The sequence below is a fragment of the Paenibacillus marchantiophytorum genome, from assembly GCF_014640555.1.
Classification (GTDB): domain Bacteria; phylum Bacillota; class Bacilli; order Paenibacillales; family NBRC-103111; genus Paenibacillus_E; species Paenibacillus_E marchantiophytorum.
The window spans coordinates 36383-57233 of sequence record NZ_BMHE01000011.1; the positions used below are offsets into that span (position 1 = coordinate 36383).

At 48.3% G+C, this 20851-nt stretch carries 16 protein-coding genes; 7 read left to right on the forward strand and 9 right to left on the reverse strand.

The window, feature by feature from the left end:
* Position 1 precedes the first annotated feature (1 nt).
* Complete coding sequence (locus IEY34_RS13060; RefSeq protein ID WP_189012184.1) at positions 2-994, reverse strand: ABC transporter permease; 993 nt, start codon at positions 992-994, stop codon at positions 2-4.
* Between the two features lie 200 nt (positions 995-1194).
* Positions 1195-3444 (reverse strand): AraC family transcriptional regulator, encoded by a 2250-nt coding sequence (locus IEY34_RS13065; RefSeq protein ID WP_189012186.1) that lies wholly within the window; start codon positions 3442-3444, stop codon positions 1195-1197.
* Positions 3445-3722: 278 nt separating this feature from the next.
* Here IEY34_RS13065 and gap point away from each other — a divergent pair, with 278 nt between their 5' ends.
* From gap to IEY34_RS13085, 4 genes are all read left to right on the forward strand, one after another.
* The gene (gene gap, locus IEY34_RS13070) at positions 3723-4778 is read left to right on the forward strand and encodes a type I glyceraldehyde-3-phosphate dehydrogenase (RefSeq protein ID WP_189012194.1); all 1056 of its coding nucleotides are present in this window, start codon (positions 3723-3725) and stop codon (positions 4776-4778) included.
* Entirely contained in the window at positions 4757-4936 is a 180-nt protein-coding gene (locus IEY34_RS13075) for a GapA-binding peptide SR1P (protein WP_189012196.1), read from the forward strand. Before gap ends, IEY34_RS13075 begins: the two co-directional genes overlap by 22 nt.
* On the forward strand, positions 4933-7614 hold the full coding sequence (ppdK, locus tag IEY34_RS13080) for a pyruvate, phosphate dikinase (RefSeq protein WP_189012198.1): 2682 nt from the start codon (positions 4933-4935) through the stop codon (positions 7612-7614). Before IEY34_RS13075 ends, ppdK begins: the two co-directional genes overlap by 4 nt.
* Before the next feature lie 133 nt (positions 7615-7747).
* A complete protein-coding gene (locus tag IEY34_RS13085) occupies positions 7748-8878 on the forward strand; it encodes an NADH:flavin oxidoreductase (protein ID WP_189012200.1) in 1131 nt (376 codons plus the stop codon).
* 406 nt (positions 8879-9284) lie between these two features.
* On the opposite strand, the gene IEY34_RS13090 is transcribed toward IEY34_RS13085, so the two are convergent.
* Both IEY34_RS13090 and IEY34_RS13095 read right to left on the reverse strand, forming a co-directional pair.
* On the reverse strand, positions 9285-10118 hold the full coding sequence (locus tag IEY34_RS13090; RefSeq protein WP_189012201.1) for an amidohydrolase family protein: 834 nt from the start codon (positions 10116-10118) through the stop codon (positions 9285-9287).
* A 3-nt stretch (positions 10119-10121) separates the two neighbouring features.
* The gene (locus tag IEY34_RS13095) at positions 10122-11996 is read right to left on the reverse strand and encodes an ADP-ribosylglycohydrolase family protein (protein WP_189012202.1); all 1875 of its coding nucleotides are present in this window, start codon (positions 11994-11996) and stop codon (positions 10122-10124) included.
* A gap of 118 nt (positions 11997-12114) precedes the next feature.
* Between IEY34_RS13095 and IEY34_RS13100 the strand changes: the two genes are divergently transcribed.
* Entirely contained in the window at positions 12115-13008 is an 894-nt protein-coding gene (locus tag IEY34_RS13100) for a helix-turn-helix domain-containing protein (protein WP_189012203.1), read from the forward strand.
* A gap of 50 nt (positions 13009-13058) precedes the next feature.
* Here the strand turns inward: IEY34_RS13100 and IEY34_RS13105 are convergent, their stop codons facing one another.
* The 3 genes from IEY34_RS13105 to galA form a co-directional block, all read right to left on the reverse strand.
* Positions 13059-14249 carry a stalk domain-containing protein gene (locus IEY34_RS13105; protein WP_189012204.1) on the reverse strand — a complete coding sequence of 397 codons (1191 nt, stop codon included), beginning with the start codon at positions 14247-14249 and terminating at the stop codon, positions 13059-13061.
* 331 nt (positions 14250-14580) lie between these two features.
* Positions 14581-14721 (reverse strand): hypothetical protein, encoded by a 141-nt coding sequence (locus IEY34_RS13110; RefSeq protein ID WP_189012205.1) that lies wholly within the window; start codon positions 14719-14721, stop codon positions 14581-14583.
* Between the two features lie 22 nt (positions 14722-14743).
* Positions 14744-17125, reverse strand: a complete 2382-nt coding sequence (galA, locus tag IEY34_RS13115) for a beta-galactosidase GalA (RefSeq protein ID WP_189012206.1) — start codon at positions 17123-17125, stop codon at positions 14744-14746.
* A 124-nt stretch (positions 17126-17249) separates the two neighbouring features.
* On the opposite strand from galA, the gene IEY34_RS13120 reads away from it, so the two are divergent.
* A complete protein-coding gene (locus IEY34_RS13120) occupies positions 17250-18089 on the forward strand; it encodes an AraC family transcriptional regulator (protein ID WP_189012208.1) in 840 nt (279 codons plus the stop codon).
* 44 nt (positions 18090-18133) lie between these two features.
* Positions 18134-19570 (forward strand): MocR-like pyridoxine biosynthesis transcription factor PdxR, encoded by a 1437-nt coding sequence (gene pdxR / locus IEY34_RS13125; RefSeq protein WP_189012210.1) that lies wholly within the window; start codon positions 18134-18136, stop codon positions 19568-19570.
* A gap of 45 nt (positions 19571-19615) precedes the next feature.
* Here pdxR and IEY34_RS13130 read toward each other — a convergent pair whose 3' ends face one another.
* Both IEY34_RS13130 and IEY34_RS13135 read right to left on the reverse strand, forming a co-directional pair.
* Positions 19616-19834, reverse strand: a complete 219-nt coding sequence (locus IEY34_RS13130; protein ID WP_189012211.1) for a hypothetical protein — start codon at positions 19832-19834, stop codon at positions 19616-19618.
* Positions 19835-20000: 166 nt separating this feature from the next.
* Complete coding sequence (locus IEY34_RS13135) at positions 20001-20822, reverse strand: squalene/phytoene synthase family protein (RefSeq protein ID WP_229757631.1); 822 nt, start codon at positions 20820-20822, stop codon at positions 20001-20003.
* Between the last annotated feature and the right edge of the window lie 29 nt (positions 20823-20851).

Below are 20851 nucleotides of genomic sequence, written 5' to 3' on the forward strand. Positions count from 1 at the left end.
CTTAGTAAAGTCCCTCCTCTCCGAATTTCTTGGCTAGACGGTTCGCCGAGACGACCAGAATAAGCCCTACAACTGATTTGAAAAGCCCTGCGACTGTCGCGTAACTGAACCGTCCTTGTTGAATACCAACGCGGTACACATACGTATCAAACACGTCTGCAACTTGAGCAACCGGTCCGCTTGCCATCAAATAAATTTGTTCGAACCCTACGTCCATCACTTGTCCTAAACGTAGGATGAGCAGCACGATAATCGTGCTTTTGATGCCGGGAATCGTTACATTCCTCATTTGCTGCCATCTGGTAGCCCCATCAATCTGCGCCGCTTCATACAGCTCCGAGTTGATGCCCGCAAGCGCTGCCAGGAAAATAATCGTGCCCCAGCCCGCTTCCTTCCATATGCTCTGCGCCGTCAGCATCGCCCAGAATAAATTCGGCTCCGTCAGGAATTGAATTTTTTGCCCGCCAAACTCCACGATCAATTGATTGACAACGCCGCTGCCTTCACCGAGAATCAGGAAACAAATTCCGACGATAATGACCCATGACAGAAAATGCGGCAAGTAAATGACCGTTTGTATGAATTTTTTGAAAGCCAGCTTCCTCACTTCATTCAGCAGCAGTGCCACCACGATCGGTATTGGGAAGAAGAAGACGATATTCAGCAGGCTGATCGCCATCGTATTGCGGAACAGCAGCATGAAATCCGGATTGCCAAAAAACTCTGCAAAATACTTGAATCCCACCCATTCGCTATCCCAGAAGCCCAAATAGGGAGAAAAGTTCTGAAAAGCCAGCAGTAACCCCCACAGTGGGACATATTTAAAAATAAGGAAAAATAAAAGTCCTGGCGCAGCCATTACATATAAATATTTGTCTCGCTTCAATGCGACCTGCCATTCCTGCACCCAAGTTTTCTTGGGATGCGCGCCTTCGCTCCGTCCAGCTGGCAGCGCTTCTTGAAGCCGTTCCAATTGACTATGCGACAATGTCATCACCTCTCGTTATGTCGTTTGCATCTCGCCTTCTTGCCTGAAACGATCGTACATGACCACAAGCCATGCGGACAATGACCAATTCTTAACCGCATTCTGCGCCCAGGCAAAAAAAGAGGAACCCCGCAGCAGCGGGGCTCCTCTTGCTATTTGTCACTTTTTTTGCCTCTCAATACACGTTGGAACAATAAATGTGCATCCTAGTTTTCGCTGTCTGCTCCCCGATACTGGCCTGGAGTAACACCGATATGCTTTTTGAATACACGAATGAAATTTTTCGTCTGGTAACCCACTCGCTCAGCGACATCGGAAACCGATAAATCAGTCGTATTCAACAGCTCAATGGATTGATCAATGCGCGTTTTCGTCAAGTACTCAATAAAAGAGACGTCCATGTTCTTTTTGAACAGCTTGCTCAAATAATGCGGACTCAAGCCGCAAATTTGCGCGCATTGATCAAGCGATAGATCGAAGTGATAGTTTTCCTCGATGTAGCGAACCACTTTCTGAATTAATTGCTCATGCTCCTGATGCTGTTTGCCATGCACGAAAGCTACAATGGGTTCAACCAAGCACGCTTTGAACCAAGTGTTCAATTCTAGAATGGTGCTGATTTTGCGAATGTGCAGATAAGGATCTGAACTCTCTTCTCCAAACAGTTGATTCGTATCCAGTCCCAGTAGGTAAGCAGTGCGAATAGCTGCCGTGAGCAGTCGATAGTAGGACATCTGAATCAACTCCGGCTTATGAATCGCCTCCTCCATCGATTTGGCGAATTCATCCATCATGCGTTCTGCTTCTTCCCGGTCGCCAAGCTGCAAGGAATTCTCGAAATGCGTTTCGATTTCCAGTGGATAACGATAATGGATCTCCGAATGGCCGCTGCCGCCGGTATGGGCGATCACCTGATTACCCCCGACGATCATGCGGGAACGGACAGCGAGCAGCGCCTCCTCGTATAATTCAGGCACTTCGCCAATTCTCTCGCTTTGTCCGCTTAGACCAATCGTCACCGATAATCTTAGGTAATCGGATACAAGCACCCGCAATCTTTCGGAGAAAAGTTTAATGCTCGAATCTCCCTCTTCCATCTGCATCGGATCACGGAATAACCAGACAGCAACCTGATCGTTCAGCAGATTAATGACGATGCCTTCCATTTCCTGCGCTTGCAGAAGTTCACTGACGATATTCTTCACGGCGAAGACGATTAAATCCCGATCATTCTCCTGAAAGCGCACCCCGCCATCTGTTTGCACATCGAAGGCTATCACGATCACGCTGCTTTCTCTCTCGGCAGGCACATCATACCTGCGCAGCATGCCCGCAAGCTGATCCGGAGAATAGTGAAGAAACCGCCCTTGCAGGAGCTGCAGCGCAAAAATTTCGCGAATCAGCGGCAATTGATCACTAAGCTGCTGCTGCAAGTCATTTGCCGTAGAACTAAGTTCCGCCCAACGTTTATGCATGAAGCCAACTTCATCCGCCTCAGCGTCATCCGCTTGGCCCCCTTTGACATGAGCCACGAGATTCTGAATCGGTCGGTACACCCGCCGCGTCCCCCACAAGGCGAATAAAGCTCCGAACACAAGGCAGACGGCAACAATAATCAGTGTGATGGTCGCGATACCGTTCGATTTGGCATTCAATTGCTTGATTGGCACCATATTAATGTACTGCCACTTGTTATAAGAGGAAGTAATGGAAGTAACCATGTAGTCCGTCTCATTGTAGGCAAATGCAAACCGCTGCTCGGAACCCTTCTGAGCAACCAAATCAAACAAGCCTTGCGGCACCTCGTCACTGCCTATTGAAGTAACCAGTTGCCCCTTCGCGTCCAGAATAAACATCTGCTCTCCGTCATAGCTGATAAATCGGTTCATGATGTTTTGAAACTGTGCTTCATCGATACGTATGAACAGCAGTCCGATCGGATGCTTGGCTAGAAGCGGCGCCTTCGCAATTAACGTTACCCCGTTCACATTGTAGCCAGGCAAAGCTGGATAAGGACCAATCACCCATTTGAGCTGATCTTCTGAGTCAAGCTCCTTCTGCAGGGCATCGCGTTCCGGTTGGCTCTCAATTTTGCGGCCGCCATAGATCGGAGAGGTTAAATAGCCTTCATCCGGCACGTAAATCGCGACATCCCCCGCCTCTTTGTTCCCGCTCATCAGCGCTGATAATTCGCGGGCAATACCGGAGTAAAGACCGGAATAATTGGTATTTTTCAACTCCGTTAGATTTGAGCTAAAAAAAGTGCCCAGCAGCATTTGAATGCCGTTGTTCTGTATGCGATCCAATGTCGAATCTATGGTGGCCGAGACGTTATTGAGAATCCGCACATTCGATTGATTGACTTCACTTTGCACCGCCGAGGCGGAATATAAATAGCTGCCTATTCCAACAACAAGCACAGGGATAATCGCCACGAATAGAGCCAACGTTACCATGTTGCGAAACATCGTTTTACGCTGAAAGAAGCGTTTCCATTTGTAGTTAAGTACTTTGCGCAGGACGATCACCTCGCTAACAGATTAATGAGCATTTTAATCGGTTAGCGGCTTAAAATCAATCATTTTTTGCAACACCACTTATATAGTGTGTCACATATAATTAAAACTCTCTATTTCAATGATAATTCATTGCTATTTAATTATTTTAACATTATATATTGTGTACTATATAGTTATATGTTACATTAATGACGTACTAATTAAAGATTTGGGGGATGGAGATGCGAGTTGGAATTAGTGGAACAGGCAGAATAGGAAGACTGTGTTTGAGAAAGGCTTTAAGCGCGAAACAACAGGATTACGAAGTAATCGCAATCAACTCCACAAGTCCCATTCATGTTCTTGCCCATTTGTTGAAATATGATTCGGTTCATGGGACTTGGGATGCAACGATTGAAGTGCTGCATGACAACTTCATCCAGATCAACGGACAGCAAATCTCCGTCATCAGTGAAAGAGAACCTGATTTACTCCCGTGGAAGGATTACGGCGTTGAATTGGTCATAGATGCAACCGGAAAGTTTAATCATCGGCATGGCGCTGAGCGGCACCTATTCGCCGGAGCCAACAAAGTTGTGATCACGTCACCTGGGACGAACATGGATCTGACTGTTGTCATGGGCGTAAACGAAGATCGATATGACCCCAAGCAGCATCACTTGCTATCTGCTGCCTCCTGTACGACCAACTGCATCGCACCCATTCTACATATTCTCGATGAGGCTTTTGGCATTAAGACTGGATTTATGACAACGGTTCATGCCTTCACGAATGATCAAAATCACTTGGATAACCCGCATAAAGATCTCAGGCGTGCCAGGGCCTGTACGAATGCCATTATTCCAACTTCAACCGGCGTTGGGAAGGCGCTAGTAGATGTCATTCCTCATCTCGCTTCCCATATTCAAGGCGTATCTATTCGAGTGCCGACGCAAGATGTCTCACTGCTCGATTTTCAGGTCACAGTCGGCCGCAAAGTACAAATCGAAGAAGTGAAGCATGCCATCCAACAAGCGATTGCCGGGCACATTGGCACGTATGTGGACTACAATGAATTACCTCTAGTTTCTGTCGACTATATTGGAAACGAGAAATCCGCCATCATCGATGGGCTTAGCATTATGACGAATGAAGACCAGATCAAGCTGCTGGCTTGGTATGACAATGAATGGGGTTATGCGAACCGAGTCCTTGATTTCGTATCCTATATCTCTCGCGCAGAAAGCTTAAATTCGAAGGAGGAAAAACAATGTCTAACACAAACGATGTAAAATTGGCGGCCATCCATCGCTATGATCTTGGTGTTATTATTTGTAAATCGTGCAATGAAGTGATTGCAACCTTGCCTACGAATGGATATAAAAAGTTTTATAGTTTGTGCTGCTCCATCACATGCATAGAAAAAAATAAGGAGGAGAACAAACGATGAGCAAGACGCAAGTAATTCCCTTTCAAGATGGCCATGCTTCAATGAAAGCTTTATTAGGAGGAAAAGGAGCCAATCTAGCTGAAATGACACGTGCTGGCCTTCCCGTTCCTCCGGGTTTTACGATTACAACCGAGGCATGCTTGGCTTTTTTCAAAACGGGGAATCGGATCTCTGACGAACTATACGAACAAATGACAACCGCCCTCAAACAGTTGGAGAAACAGAGAGGACAATCGTTCGGAGATGCCATTAATCCCCTGCTCGTTTCCGTACGTTCCGGTTCTGTCTCCTCAATGCCGGGAATGATGGATACCATTCTAAATCTCGGGCTCAACGATACAACCGTTCAAGGATTAGCAAATCTTACGCAAAATGAAAGGTTTGCTTACGATTGTTACCGTCGTCTGATTCAGATGTTTGGCAATGTGGTTCTTAGCATTGAATCCCGCCATTTCGAGAAGCTTTTGCACCATTTGAAAGAGACAGCTTGCGTAGAACAAGATCAGGATGTAACAGCTGAGGGATGGAAAGCGCTTATCGAAGCTTACAAACAATGCATCCTAACGCAAACTGGCCGGGCTTTTCCACAAAATGTCTACGAGCAGTTGCGAATGGCCGTTGAGGCTGTTTTTAAATCCTGGAACAATTCAAGAGCTCAGATTTACCGCAAAATGAATCGGATTCCCGATGAACAGGGTACGGCCGTTAACATTCAGAGCATGGTTTTTGGCAACATGGGCAGTAATTGCGGTACGGGGGTTGTTTTTACGAGAAACCCTTCTACGGGTGAGAATACGTTCTTCGGTGAATATTTGATCAACGCACAGGGGGAAGACGTCGTAGCAGGTACAAGAACGCCGCTGGCGATCCAAGCGCTGAAAAGCGAAATGCCGGGAATCTATGAGCAGTTGTTTACAGCCTCCAAACAGCTTGAGAAGCACTACAAAGATATGCAGGACATCGAGTTTACAGTGGAAAATAATAAGCTTTACCTGCTGCAAACACGCAATGGAAAACGAAATGCCCAAGCCGCGCTGAAGATGGCTGTGGATATGGTTCACGAAGGATTAGTATCCAAGCAGGAAGCCGTTGGGCGCATAGAGGTGGCGCATCTTGATCAGCTTCTGCACAGAGGCATCCAAGAAGATGCGATCAAGGATGTGTTGGCCAAAGGACTGCCAGCATCGCCGGGCGCAGCGGTTGGACAGCTTGTCTTTGACGCGGATACGGCCGCTGAATGGCATCGTGCCGGCAAGACGGTCATTCTGGCAAGAAGCGAGACGACGCCTGAAGATATTCATGGCGTGATCGCCTCCGAAGGCGTTCTTACGAGCCGTGGAGGCATGACGAGCCACGCTGCCGTTGTCGCTAGAGGCATGGGCAAACCTTGTGTATGCGGCTGTGAGGATATCCGAATATCAGCAGATGAGAAGCAAATGTTGGCGGGGGGCAGCCTCTTGAAAGAAGGCGACTGGATCACATTGGATGGTGCAACCGGACGCGTCATTGCAGGTGTCATGCCCTTGCAAGAAGCCCGGATGACAGATGAACTGCTCGTCATGCTGGCATGGGCGGATGAGATTCGGTCGTTAAAAGTCTACGCGAATGCAGACAATCCGGAAGACGCCATACTAGCAAGACAGCTAGGGGCGCAAGGGATCGGATTATGTAGAACGGAGCACATGTTTTTCTCCCCCGCTCGTTTGCCTGTCGTTCAACGCATGATCCTGGCAGATGACAAGGAGGACCGATTGCGGGCTCTTGCCCAGCTGCTCCCTATGCAGCAGTCGGATTTCGAAGGTATTTTCGAGGCAATGACTGGTCTTCCTGTCACGATTCGCTTGCTTGACCCGCCGCTGCATGAGTTTCTGCCTAACCTCGAAGATTTGCAAAAAAGACATGCTCAACTGACTTATGATCAGGCCGGAACAAACGTAGAAAGAGATGAGGTCGCCAACCTCCTCCGCAAAGTACAGGCTCTCCATGAAGCCAATCCCATGCTGGGACAGCGGGGCTGCCGATTGGGCATCGTATTTCCGGAGATTTATGACATGCAGATTGAGGCTATTTTCCGCGCTGCTTCCTCCTGTACCGACAGAGGCATCCGCGTACTTCCCGAGATCATGATTCCACTCGTTGGGCATGCCAACGAACTGAAAATCGTCAGAGAACTTGTTGACTTCGTTGCTGAACAGGTGCTGGGGAAAGATAAGCTCCGCGATTGTCCGTACAAAGTGGGGACGATGATTGAGGTGCCGCGAGCGGCGCTTACGGCACGCCAAATTGTTGCTTATGCCGATTTCTTCTCCTTTGGCACGAATGACTTAACACAGATGACTTTTGGATACAGCCGCGACGATGCCGAGGGGAAATTTCTATCCCATTATGTCGATCACAAGCTTCTTCCGCATAATCCTTTTCAGGTGCTCGACACGGAAGGCGTGGGACAACTCATTGAACTGGCTGTGAATGCCGGACGTCTCATTAAGCCTGCGCTTAAAACGGGTATATGCGGGGAGCATGGCGGCGATAAAGAATCGATTTTCTTTTGTCATCTGACCGGTTTGGATTATGTCAGTTGTTCCCCTTACCGCATTCCATTAGCTCGAATTGCCGCTGCGCAAGCGTTCATTCAGCATGGAATCAAGGGGCAGCAGCGTGTCTCGCTGGCAATTTGAAACGTGAACGAATGATTGAATTCGGCCATACTGGTGTATCCCTATGAATTTAGTAAGAATTTATGGTATTCTAAATTCATCAGTGTGGGAGCTTCGTTTCTTCGCTGAAATGCCTGTTAAAGGAGATATATCCATGCCCAACCCTAACACTCCTGCCGATTCTGTTTCGGTACTTCCCTTATTTAAGTCCTTTCACTCGGACCACTTGGACTTAACCAATCGCATTGTCATGGCGCCCATGACACGCGGCTTCTCACCTAATGGTGTTCCTGGGCAAGACGTAGCGGATTATTATCGCCGCCGCGCCGAGCACGGCGTAGGCCTCATCGTAACCGAAGGAACACTCATCAACCATCCGGCGGCTGGCGCAAGCCCGAACTGGCCGAATTTCCACGGCGAAGCCGCCTTGCAAGGCTGGGCCAAAGTCGTAGCTGGCGTACATGAAGCTGGCGGGAAAATCATTCCGCAGCTCTGGCATGTGGGCACAACTCGCGCAGTCGGCAGTCAACCGAATCCGGAAGCTCCACCGGTAGGCCCATCCGGCCTTGACCTGAACGGTGTCAAAGTATCCGAGCCGCTAACCGTAGATGAAATCAGCGCCCTGGTCGCGGCCTATGCCCAAGCCGCCGCGGATGCGAAACGCATCGGCTTCGATGGCATCGAGCTTCATGGCGCGCATGGTTACTTAATCGACCAGTTCTTCTGGGAGAAAACAAATCAGCGCAGCGATCAATATGGCGGAAGCCTTGTTGGCCGCACGTGCTTCGCGGTTGAAGTCGTCGAAGCTTGCCGCCGCGCCGTTGGCCCTGACTTCCCGATCGTCTTCCGCTTCTCGCAATGGAAGAGTTCTGATTATGCTGCGAAACTGGCTAACACGCCTGAAGAACTTGAGCAGTTTTTAACTCCTTTAGTGCAAGCGGGTGTCGATGTCTTCCACTGTTCAACCAGACGTTTCTGGGACCCTGAATTCGAAGGTTCCACACTCAACCTAGCAGGCTGGACCAAAAAAATCACAGGCAAACCAACCATCACCGTCGGCTCCGTAGGGCTGGATGCAGAATTCACGAAGCTCTTTCAAGAGGGAGCTGGCGCCAATTCGGTCCATCTCGGCAATCTGCTGGAGCGATTGGAGCAAGGAGAGTTCGACTTAATCGCCGTCGGCCGCGCCTTGCTGCATGATCCGCAATGGGCAGAGAAAATCCGCGAAGGCCGCACGGATGAACTGCTGCCATTTACGCCTGAGTCAACGCAAACGCTGACTTAATTAAAATGAACCTAGCCTGCAGGACTGCGGCTAGGTTCATTTTATTCTACGATCCCCATGGAGTCGAATTTGTCTGGTTGGTGGGAGTAGGATATAGGGTTGGGAGAACGCTGGGAGTAGCTGTGAAGGAAAGTAGCCAATGGCTTGGGCGATGCGGCAGCACGTCCAAAGCAAAAGGATCTACGATACGCTATTTGTGACAAATCGGCTGATTGGGCTGTTACGCGGAACTTCGATACACTATTTCGCTGAAAAGGGCTGAAATTGCCCCTCAAACGGCAAAATAGTGAACTCTAGTTCCCTCAACATTGCGATAATGCCACTTTTTGCTATAATAGCGAACTGTAGTTCCCTCCCTCCGCTTGAGGCAGCTGGGGCTACCCCTGATTACTCCAAATTCTTATAACTATTCGCCAACGCCATAAAAACGCGCCGCATTGTCTCCGAATAAGGCCAAGTGCGCCTCTTCGGATAAATGCGCAGGTAAAGCTTGAAGCAGCGCCTCGTAGACTTCATCATAGCTGCTGGCGAGCAAACACACCGGCCAATCGCTGCCAAACATAATGCGATCTGGACCAAATATGTCTACGACGGCGTGGACATAGGGAGCCAAATCCTCCCATCGCCAAGCTGGATGATTCGCTTCTATGACCAATCCTGACAGCTTACACATGATGTGAGGAAAAGCTGCCAGTTCGGCGAGTTGCGACTTCCATGGTTCGATCAGACCAGCCGCAATAAAGGGTTTCGCCGCATGATCCACCACAGCCCTGAGTGTCGGAAACTTCCGCAGCAGCTCCAGGATATACGGCAGATGTCTTGGCCTAAGCTGCAAATCCAGCGGAAACTCGTCCTCAATCACACGTTTGAGATGATCCAGAACGCGTGGTCGAAGGATCCAATCATCCTCCAAGTCCTGGAGCATTGGGCGAAAGCCTACGAATCCTTGGTGCTTGCGAAGCTTGGCGTACTGCTCGGGGAATTGAGGGGAATCGAGATCCAACCACCCCACTACGCCAGCAATACTATCATGCTCCTCATACAAAGAAAGCAGGAACTCCGTTTCCGCTACCGTAGGTGCGGCTTGCACAACAATCGTATGCTCAAAGTGATGGCGCTGCCCAGCATCTGCAAGTTGCTCCGGCATATAATTCGCAAATAGAATGCCCTGCTCAGGAGTCAACCAGCCATAATCACCACGTTCTGTTAGCCAATAATGTTGATGAGCATCAATTCTCATGGTTCACCCGAACAAGATATCTGTAAAATAGTAATGTGGTCCTGGCATGCTGGTCTCCTTAATTGCCACTGGCAAAATATAGACCTCCAGAGGACTGCCATTCCTTAGCGCTTCTACTTCCACCTTGTAGCTTCCGGCAGCTAATGTTAGCTCAATGAATTGCTCATCATGAGCCCGGTGATACGCCGGCATAAATTCCAAAATCTCATCACAATTGATGACAAGCTTGCCATCTAAGATGAGCTTAACCGGGCTGTTCGCCGCTGCGATAAGCCTGACTGTGCGAGACTCAGGGTTAAATAGCGTCGTTTGTGCACGGTACACGCCATCGTCCTCCGAAGCAAGCGCCTGCTCGAGTTCCAGTCGGTTTCCAGTGACGTAGACCTCTTTCCCTTCTGCTCCATTTGGTCCCCAGACGGTCCATTTGGCCGCATTGACCAGCGCAAAAGGCACGCGATGAGCCGTCCAAATCGAAGCATCATGCGAACGCGTCCATACACATGTCAGTTCATAACTCGGTTTGGCCGTTTCAGAAGCGCGTATGAGGGCATTCCACTCCGTGGACTCGTTAGGCTGCAAGCTAACTTCTACCGCAGTTGGTCCCTCCCAACCTGCTGGCAATTCCAAGGTCAGCCAACCTGTAACAGGCGTCAAAGCACGATTGGTCAGTGTGATTTGCAAGGTTTTCGATTGATTTGCACCGATCGCCGGACCTGTCTGGCCAAACTCAATTTCCAACTCGGCATCCGCGTTCTGCTGTGTGCTAAGAGGCAGCAAGTAGTGATTGGCCGTTACTTTCTTGGCCCAAAGCTCACGAATTCGCGAATGTGCCTGCTCTACCTCGGCAGGCTGATCCCACGACGTAGGCAGGTCGGGATGAATGATAATGCCTGTGTCCCAGGCAGCGAGTATTTGTTTGCCCATACGGATTGTGCGCTGCGTGAGTTCGTCCAAATTCTTCGGCGCGGGAAAGCCTTTGATCGGCGGGCTGACAACAATGCGGTCCCCAACCGGATCTACCCATGCAGCAGGCAAGCCTTCTGGCCCGAGCAGCATGCCCAGAATCGCCCCCAGCGTAGCTGCTGTGCAATCCGTATCATAGCCGCAATTAACGGCTTTCAAGATGGCATCTTCGAAATCTTCCCCATACAACCAGCCGAGGATGGTAAAAGCAATATTTTGCGGAGCATCGGTGAAATTATCACTGCCATGGTGTTCCAAAATCAAGGCGCGCGCTTCGAGCCAATCCTTCCCTTCTTGATGCCAGATCAGCAGATCCTTCAAGGCTTTGGCCGTGCGGGAATCTTCCGGGATATAGGTCATCCCGATGGCAATTAAACGATCCCGATCCTTCTCGAAGAAAATGGCGCTTTCCAGCGCAGCAAAGAACATCTCTCCGTATACGCCTTCACCGCCTGCATGATCAACGATCGCATCTTGATAGGCATAATGAGCTGCTGTTTCCGGTGATCCGGGGGTTACCATGGCCCAAATTTCAGAGCGAATCGGCGAACCCATACAGTTCGTAAATGGATTATTGAAAGCTCCTGCAACCGGCGCAACGAGTCCTCTGCGCATATTCGTAATCGCGTAACCGTATTCATCAAAAGGGAAGAAGACATGCTCCAGCCATTCCTGACCTAGTTCACGCGCAGTCAAGCCAGGGCCGTACTGCTCCAAAGCATGCAGCCACACCAATTGCAAATCCAAATCATCATTTTCCAGCGGCCCGTCCGGCAGCTCCGGATAATAGGTCAATGTGAGCAGTTCCTTCACGCCTTCGACAGGCGCGCCGAGTGTCCCTCCGATATTTTTACCCAGCCATCCTCCATATACAATACGATAGTAATCCTTTTCATTAAGAATCTGACAGCTCATGTAGAAACCTCCGTTATTTTGATATAATGGTCATGAGTTCATCATACGTGCGGTTTCGTTCTCAATCCATGTACATCAATTAGACTTCAAAACAATAAATCTCGGAGGATGTCATGCCATGTACTACTCTCTATCGCGATTGTCCAAGCTTGACGTCATTTGGGCGGATCTGTTCGATACCAAGAACAGTTCCTTTTACCGCGAGCAGCATCATAATCCCTATTACGAGCTGATTGTTATTGCTGACGGAACGGTACATCTGCAGACAGGTGAAACCCGCATGAGTCTGCATGCCGGCCAGTCGCTGCTTATGCGGCCTTGGGAATCGCATACGGGCTGGAATCCCGAGGAGCGGCAGGGCCAGTTCTTTTGGGCGCAATTTTCTTGCGACCCCGGCCTGAATGAATTCCTTCTGGATCAAGCAAGCCAACTAAATATTGTCCATGCCGAAAGAACCGAGCTGCGTACGACGGAAATGAAACATGAGGATGTATTGGTCGTTCCACGCCAATTCCAAGCGATCCAGCGTTACAAACTCTTGGGTTTGTTCGAAGAACTGGTATCGACCATGAAACAGCCGAAAGGCTATTTCCGTTTCCATGCGACCCTGTTGTTGGGTGAGATTCTGCGGCTCATTGCAAGTGATTTTTTGGAGCAGAGTGCTGTGGATACGAATTTCTCAGCTTCCTATATCACTTTCCGTGGACTGGTCAACCACTTGAACAATTCCTATGAATCCGACATTTCCAAAGATCACTTGGAGCAAGTGTTGAATCGGAAATATGAATATTTGTGCCAAGTGTTCAAACGCTATGCGCATACGAACATCCATCATTACATTCATCAGCTGCGAGCGCAGCGCGCCAAATATTTGCTCCTGAATACGGGCAAAAGCGTGAAAGATATCGCGGAAGAAGTCGGCTATCAGGACCCCTTTTATTTCAGCCGGATGTTCAAAAAAATCGAAGGAACCTCACCCCAGCATTTCCGAGGGGCAAGTTCTGAGAAATAGCAGTGAAGGCAGCCGGTACAATGACCGACTGCCTTCTTAAGGTTTGTGATTTAATTGATGTACTCGCTAACTTTCACGCCTGCAAGGTTATAGAGCTCGACCGCATCGGATTCTGTATCGTTCCAGACCTCCGATGTTGTCCAAAGCAGGCTTCGGGAGTACGTCCGGAACTCCGTACCGTTAACACCGGTTTGTTCATAGGATTTACCTTCTTTGCCGCTAAGGAGCATCACATAAGAATCTGGGTTTAACACATAACTTTCTTTGAACGGATATACTTCCTGGCCGTTTACACTTATAACTTTCCAGCCTTTAAGATCGATTTCCTTGGTGCCCCGATTTTTCAACACAACGAACTCCGCCTTCTTGTCGCGTTCAACGATAATCATGTCAGACTGTACATTTAGCGTCGAAGTGGTTGGCTTCGCAGCGGGAATAACCATCGGATCAGCAACGATCAGATTCAAGGAGCCCTGGCGGTTCGAATTGAAATTGATGCGTAAAACTTGGATGCCAGTCACGTCCAAATCCACAGGCGTAGCACTCTTCCCTGCGGTAATGGCGTCAACAACGAGAAGTTCCTTCCCGTCACCGATGAACTTGATCGTTCCCGCCGCCGCATTGGGCAGCTCGTTGTCAGCAGCTCCGACAAAAGCAGTAAGCTTCGTGTATTTGCCATCTAACGGGTACTGAACGGTTCCCCCTGTTTTGATGTTCGGGGGATACGGATGATCATGATGGTAAAGACCTAATCCCTTCTTATAGCTTGTGCCAGCAATCTGATAAGCAGGTTTGCGCGCTGCTGTATTGAAGCTTTTCCCCCAGCTATTTACGCTGAGCATGCTAGCTTCATCTTCCTTGGTCATCCCGGTCAAGTCTGTCAAATACACAGCAGCTTCTGTTCCTGTAGATGTCGGATTGCTGCCGTTCTCGTTCCCAGCGTTTGTATTTGTGTTCTCCGGCTGCTTCCCGATCCAAATCGTCTTGGAAGTAGCGTTCCAACCAACCTCCTTGCCGAGAGATTCACTCACAAAACGCAATGGCACATACGTTGTCCCCTTATAGATAAACCCTTGTCCTTGTTCTGCCGTGGGTTGCTTCTCGGCCCCTTCGAAAACATACTTCAACTTTTCAAAATAAACCTCGATCTGTGTCCCACCTGCCGCATAGGCGACGGTTGCTCCCAGCATAAGACATGTGGTAACAACGCCTAACATAAAACCTTTTAAACTGGATTTCATCGTAGTTCCCCTTTGGTATGTATAATAATGCCTTACTTATAATACCATTACAGGAAGTCAAACTGTCAATGAAGATTATTAAAACTGCTAGAGCGGATCACTGAACTGGAAAACAGAGTAGCCGAGTTGGAGCACCAGCTAGGACTTAAAAGCAAGAATAGTAGCTGTCATACAAAGGGGTACTAAATCAGCGAACGCATAAATTTCCAAAGGCTTCCATGCTGCTGCATGGGAATGCTGAAGTCCGAAATGAATGCTTAAACTTGACGGATATACACCTTGCTTCGCCGCCTGAAACGATTTGCTGAACAAATGAAGCGGAAAATGGGGATCATGACTCCAAGTTATCGGCAAACTCGGCGCTCATTCTTAGCGATGCCGATATGTCCTTCCAGATCCATCGCGATCGCCGCATATCCCCGATCCACCCACAACTGCACCCATTCGGAACCGTAGGCTGACTTTGGTTCATTGATACCGTCTCCTCTCTTATGCTAAGCGGCTGGCCCAGCCAAAATGGCAAGTTTCGCAGCTGCTAAACCGGTCGATGTCGCGGTCACTACTATCTCGCCAGCTAACAAACTGGATTGAATGAGCAGCAAGCAATATCCGTTGAAGGCTCTGCGGCGATTCGCTTTATCCGGTTCATGGCTGCTGGGATTTCCATTGCCCACGCCAAGGATGGCGCCTGGGCCTTCCACTGCGAACATGACTTCTTGATCAGCGGTCGGAACGACATTACCGCGCTCGTCACGAATCGATACTTTGACAAGACAAACATCGGTGCCATCTGCCTGAATAATACGTCGATCAGGTTCCATATGAAGGACAGCAGGAGTTCCTGTTGTTTGGACTCTTTTCACAGCAATAATTTGGCCATCCTGTCTGGCTATTGCGCTAAGTTCACCTGGTTCATAAGGTACTTGCCACGTTAAGTGTCCAGCTTGAACCATCGGTTTCATGCCGAGGCTTCGTCCATTCAATGCGAGCTCAACCTGTTCGCCATTGGTGTACACCCACACATCGATCAACTCTCCAATGCGGTCCCCCCAGTTCCAATGCGGCATGATGTGGATCAACGGCTCTGGTGTCCATACGGACTTGAGATAATAATACACATCTTTGGGAAATCCACAAGTATCCATGATGCCAAAATGGGAGTTCACACAAGGCCAACTGTAAGGGGTAGGCTCTCCTCGATAATCAAAGCCCGTCCAAAGAAATACACCCGTTAGAAAGGGATTGTTCACGACATCGTTCCATGCTTGTTCAACCGTACAAGACCATGAAGGCATGTAGATGCCCTCATAGGCAGGACAATATCCTCTCTCCGCATCGAGTTCATAGATGCCGCGGGTCGTTGTGCTGCTTGCACTCTCGCTTCCCAGCATAATTCTAGACGGATAGGCAGCATGATCGTTGATATCCTGTTGGTTTCTTTGTCCATAATTGTAGCCGACTATATCCACTTGATCACTGTAGCCCTCTCCGTTCCAGCCATGATTCATCGCGGCCATCGTAGGCCGGGTTGGGTCCAGCTTACGGGTCACATTCGCCAAGGAACGCAGGATTCGTGCTCCCGTGGTTTTCCCCTCCAGAATTTCTTCATTCTCCATACACCATATAATAATCGAGGGATGATTGCGATCCCTTCTAATCAAATTCTGAAGATCGGCTATGCCATTCGGCGAACTATCCAGCAGGCGGTTCTCATCAACGACCAGCAGACCAAGCCTATCGCACATATCTAATAATTCAGGCGTAGGTGGATGATGAGCGCTTCGATACGCATTACACCCCATTTCCTTCAACAGTTGAAGTTTGTAAGCGATCACTGCATCCGGCAAGGCCACACCGACGCCTGCAAAATCCTGATGATTGCACGTACCTTTAATCAGTGTAGGCCTTCCGTTTAAAATAAAGCCATCTCTCGTAAAAGCGATCGTGCGAACGCCGAACATCGTTTCATACGAATCTACTTGCTGCCCGTTAACAATGACTTCCGTATTTAATCTATATAAATTAGGGCACTCTGGTGACCATAGTTGGGGAGCCGCGATGCTAAGCTTATGTTCTATTTCCATTTGATCCAGCCAAGGTACAGTTATGGTTTCGGTAAATTTGGCGACCCCTACCCCGTGGTTATTTACAATCGTAGATCTAAGCTCGCATGTCTGATCCTGCTCATACTCGTTATGTATGATTGTGCGGACAACTACGTCAGCCGACTCCTCTGACACGCGGGGTGTGGTGACGTAAGTGCCCGAATGAGCGACGTGCAAACAATCTGTTTTTTGCAGCCATGTATGCCGGTAAATCCCTCCGCCTTCATACCACCAACCCTCATAACGGTTAGCGTCTACCTTGACGACAATAGCGTTAAGCCCTTCGTCACCGTAACGTATTTTATCCGAAATGTCATAATGAACCTCGGTATAGCCGCTCTCATGGGTACCGAGCAGATGACCATTCAACCAGACTGTGCTTACTCCCATAACCCCATCGAAATGAACCGTTATCTTTTTCCCGAGATCATCGGATGGCATCGCAAACATTTTACGGTATACGCCAACGCCTGTGGGCAAATAACCATGACTGCCTGGTCGGCTTCCTAAATTCGGGTCATTAACAGCGCTTCCTTCAACAACCCAGTCATGAGGAATCTGGACACGCTGCCAGTCTTGAGGGATGGGGACATCTCCCGTATCCTTATCCACATAAGCGATTTCCAGCCAGTCTCCCTCCTCTCGCTTCCCGCAATCCGTGATGCCTCCAGTCATCCCAGCTTTGACGGCATATTTAATCGGGATATCCCCTTTGTGAAAAAACCAGTCCCTATCGAAGCTTTCTTTATCTCTTGCAAATTGAAGCGGCATATTGACGTCTCTCCTTCACCTGAATATAATTTTATTGATAATTATATGCCTCAATAAAACCATCATCAATCAAAGGATATTTACTTTAATATAATAATATTAAGATTTATAGAGGATGGTTGATATGGAGAAGAAGCGTTTTTTCTGGAATTTACTAACGGATATCGACTTTCATTTACCCCTCTATCTCGTATCGACTGGCTACTGGGAGAATCAACCGCAAGTGGCCAGAAAAGATGGATATAAGGGATTTCAATGGTTTCAATGCTTCTCCGGACAAGGCATTCTCGAAATCGCCGGTAAGTCCCTAACTTTATCTCAAGGTCAAGGCATGCTATTGTATCCGGGAGTACCTCATCGCTATTTCCCAATCAGTGAACCTTGGACCGTACAATGGGTTGAATTTAATGGCAATTTCGCCGAATCTCTCCTTCATTCGCTGCATTTTTTTGAATCCATCGTGCTGTATATAACCAAACCGGAAGTTCTGCAGGCACGAATTAATGAAATCAATCATAGGTACAACAGGCACAAAAACCAGCTTTCGAGCTACGAGGGCTCCCAACTGTTGTATGGTTTGCTCCTTGATTTATTTCGCTATACATCCGCTTCCGACAACCGTTCCAATCATGAGCATTTCGAACAGTTAAAACCAATTTTCGACTATATTGAGAAGCATTATAGCAAGCCTATTACCCTGCAGAATTTGGCAGATCAATTGGAAGTCACACCGCATTATACCTGTGTTCTATTCCAACGGACATTAGGCACAAGGCCCTTCGCCTATATCAATCGCTACCGGATCCAGAAAGCGAAGGAATTTCTTCAACAAATGCCCGAAATGGAAGTTAGATACATCGCTGAGCAGGTCGGTTTTGAGAGTCCCAGCTATTTTATCAAGCTATTTAAGAACAGCGAGGGATTGACGCCTAACGCTTTTCGTAAGATGCATGCTGTCCGATGATCGCCTGAGAATGTTATACTAGTAAAAAGGTGATGAAATTAGTCATGTGGAAACCAGATAGATCAACTAGAAAACCTATTTACCAGCAAATAACAGATTACATGGAACGCAGAATTTCTTTCGGTGAATTTCCGCCTGGAAGTGTGCTACCTTCAGAGAGAAAGCTGGCTAACCTGCTTGGAGTAAACCGCAGCACCGTTGTCCTTGCCTACGAGGAACTGCGAGCTTCCGGCATCGTAGAAAGCGCTCAAGGAAGCGGCACACGGGTGACGAAACATAAATGGGGGCTTACGCCTAAACAAACTCCGAATTGGAAAACCTATGTTGAAGGCGGTACCTTCCTTCCGAATCTTCCTTTCATTCGCAGAATTCGCGAGGAACTGCGCAAAAAGACGGGGATCATCGACTTCGCAAGCGGGGAATTATCGAATGATTTATTTCCTGCGGACACCATACGCAGCCTGCTGCAAGAGCATCCCTTCCTTGGACAACTGGGCTATGAAGACCCTCAGGGCTATCGCCCTCTGAGACAAACGCTTGTCTCGTTTCTAGAGGAACACTTGCAAATTCAGAGTACAGATGCTTCCATTCTGATAACATCAGGCTCTCAGCAATCCTTGTATTTGATTACGCAATGTCTCCTTAGCCCGAACGATGCGGTTGCCATCGAGGATCCTTCTTACAGTTATTCCTTGCCCATGTTTCAATCCGCAGGACTACGTCTATTTCGATTGCCTGTCGATGAGCATGGCATTAATCCCGAGGATATAATTACGTTATATCGACAGCACCGCATACGCATGATATTTTTGAATCCTAATTTTCAGAATCCCACGGGCAGCATTATGGCGACCGAGCGCAGAATCCGCTTGCTCGAGATTGCTTCCGAGCTCGGAATTCCGATCGTCGAGGACGATCCTTTTACACTTACAGCTCTGGATGGGAATCCTCCGCCTACCTTGAAGTCATTGGATAAAACCGGCAATGTCTTGTACATAGGATCCCTTTCCAAAATTGCCGCCTCCGGCTTACGCATCGGCTGGCTGCTAGCTCCTCAAACCGTTGTTGATCGCTTAACTGACGCACGGCAGCAAATGGATTTCGGCTTGAGTACGATTCCGCAATGGATCGCTGAACAATTTATTTCCGAAGGACATTTCGAGAATCATTTGAAGACTTTACGAAGAGAATTAGAGAAGAAAAGAAATGAGATGGTTCGAGGTTTGCAAACGATTATGGGCGATTATATGTCCTATACGTTGCCGCAGGGCGGGCTTAATCTGTGGTGTAAAATCAACCGGGAAGTCGACGATTTCAAATTGCTGGATGAGGCTATCAAACGAGGCGTGCTCTTTGTTCCGGGTAGTGTTTATGGTTCTGATCAAGGGCATATTCGCATCAGTTTTGCGAGACCTCATTTCGATGAGATCCTTCCTGGCCTCAGTTATCTGAAAGAAGCTTTGGACATCCATTGTAAGTAAAAGATGACAACGTCTTCGCGTTCTATCCCGAAGACGTTGTCATCTTTATTCAACAGCGTACCGTATATAAGCTAATAAGGCCAACAACCCTGCCGCAATCGCAATGACATAGAGAGCAGTAAGTCGCACCCATTTTACCCCTGTTTTTTGGAAATACGTTTGATCCCCGTCCTGGTTCTTGCGCGAAATCCCGATCATAATCGTAGCAACAGAACCGAACAGCAAGATAACCGCAAATATGATGTAATAGGCATATAAGTTCATAAGACACCCCTCTGATCCATTTTGTTAGTCCATATGTCTATGAGGAAAGTATAGCTGAATGATCTATAAATATCATCAGCCACTTTTGTCCCTTTCATACCATCCACTTGGCTTGTACAACAAAAAAGAGCAGACTGCCGCGGCACCTGCCCCTTCCTTCCGATCATCATGTCACGCGGCTCACAATTTTCAACACAGCATCTCTTGTCAACTTGTTCCCGCCTGCGGAGATGAGGTTTACGGTTGCATGAGCCAGCGCTAATGGAATCTTGCAAAATTTCAAAGCCGGACCACTCTTCAGATCAGCTACATACGAATCAGCGATCTGCAAGTTGCGGCGTGTATACTGCTGCATTTCCTTGAATCCCCAACCTTCTGGAAAGAAGCTCACACCGCGTTCCGCATCTTCCTTTTGATTCCTAAGAATATTTACCGCCTGTAAACCTCGTCCAAAGGCAACTGCCTTCGTTAAATCAGATTTGGTGCCATCATGCCATAACCAGAGTTCGGATAACATTTCTCCAACCATGCCTGCCACGCTGTAGGTATAGCGATCCAAATCCTCTTCTGTCTGGATCTGCCACCCTTTTTGCACCCATTCTGCCATTTCGAAGGCCATTTTGGCAATGTAGCGAAAGACAATTGGCGCTGCTGTCGTCGGACAAAGAATGAACCAATCATTCAGCTGCAGCGTCACATCAGGGAGTTCCTTCTCGTATGGAGCGAACAGTTTCTGGGTAGCTTCCTTCAAATCCGAAGTTTGAAATACTTCGCTAACGCCAAACAAGAGCTTCACTTTCAATTCATCTGTCAGTTCATGATGATCCTCGATCTCATCTATGGCCCGCATACACAAATATGCAGAGGATACAGCCTCCTTCAGTCCCGCATCCAAATGACTTATGGGGATATAAAAAGTGCGGCTCGTTTTCTTCAACATGGTCAGTGCATCGGTCAGTGCGGTGTTATTAATGACAATTACCTCCAAATATGCGCTTAGCTTTTGACTTATTCATA

Excerpts from the sequence above, each read along its gene's own strand:
- IEY34_RS13060 (WP_189012184.1), bottom strand. The coding sequence starts at position 994 with ATGACATTGTCGCATAGTCAATTGGAACGGCTTCAAGAAGCGCTGCCA.
- IEY34_RS13065 (WP_189012186.1), bottom strand. The coding sequence starts at position 3,444 with ATGGTAACGTTGGCTCTATTCGTGGCGATTATCCCTGTGCTTGTTGTT.
- gap (WP_189012194.1), top strand. The coding sequence starts at position 3,723 with ATGGAGATGCGAGTTGGAATTAGTGGAACAGGCAGAATAGGAAGACTG.
- IEY34_RS13075 (WP_189012196.1), top strand. The coding sequence starts at position 4,757 with ATGTCTAACACAAACGATGTAAAATTGGCGGCCATCCATCGCTATGAT.
- ppdK (WP_189012198.1), top strand. The coding sequence starts at position 4,933 with ATGAGCAAGACGCAAGTAATTCCCTTTCAAGATGGCCATGCTTCAATG.
- IEY34_RS13085 (WP_189012200.1), top strand. The coding sequence starts at position 7,748 with ATGCCCAACCCTAACACTCCTGCCGATTCTGTTTCGGTACTTCCCTTA.
- IEY34_RS13090 (WP_189012201.1), bottom strand. The coding sequence starts at position 10,118 with ATGAGAATTGATGCTCATCAACATTATTGGCTAACAGAACGTGGTGAT.
- IEY34_RS13095 (WP_189012202.1), bottom strand. The coding sequence starts at position 11,996 with ATGAGCTGTCAGATTCTTAATGAAAAGGATTACTATCGTATTGTATAT.
- IEY34_RS13100 (WP_189012203.1), top strand. The coding sequence starts at position 12,115 with ATGTACTACTCTCTATCGCGATTGTCCAAGCTTGACGTCATTTGGGCG.
- IEY34_RS13105 (WP_189012204.1), bottom strand. The coding sequence starts at position 14,249 with ATGAAATCCAGTTTAAAAGGTTTTATGTTAGGCGTTGTTACCACATGT.
- IEY34_RS13110 (WP_189012205.1), bottom strand. The coding sequence starts at position 14,721 with ATGAACCAAAGTCAGCCTACGGTTCCGAATGGGTGCAGTTGTGGGTGG.
- galA (WP_189012206.1), bottom strand. The coding sequence starts at position 17,125 with ATGCCGCTTCAATTTGCAAGAGATAAAGAAAGCTTCGATAGGGACTGG.
- IEY34_RS13120 (WP_189012208.1), top strand. The coding sequence starts at position 17,250 with ATGGAGAAGAAGCGTTTTTTCTGGAATTTACTAACGGATATCGACTTT.
- pdxR (WP_189012210.1), top strand. The coding sequence starts at position 18,134 with ATGTGGAAACCAGATAGATCAACTAGAAAACCTATTTACCAGCAAATA.
- IEY34_RS13130 (WP_189012211.1), bottom strand. The coding sequence starts at position 19,834 with ATGAACTTATATGCCTATTACATCATATTTGCGGTTATCTTGCTGTTC.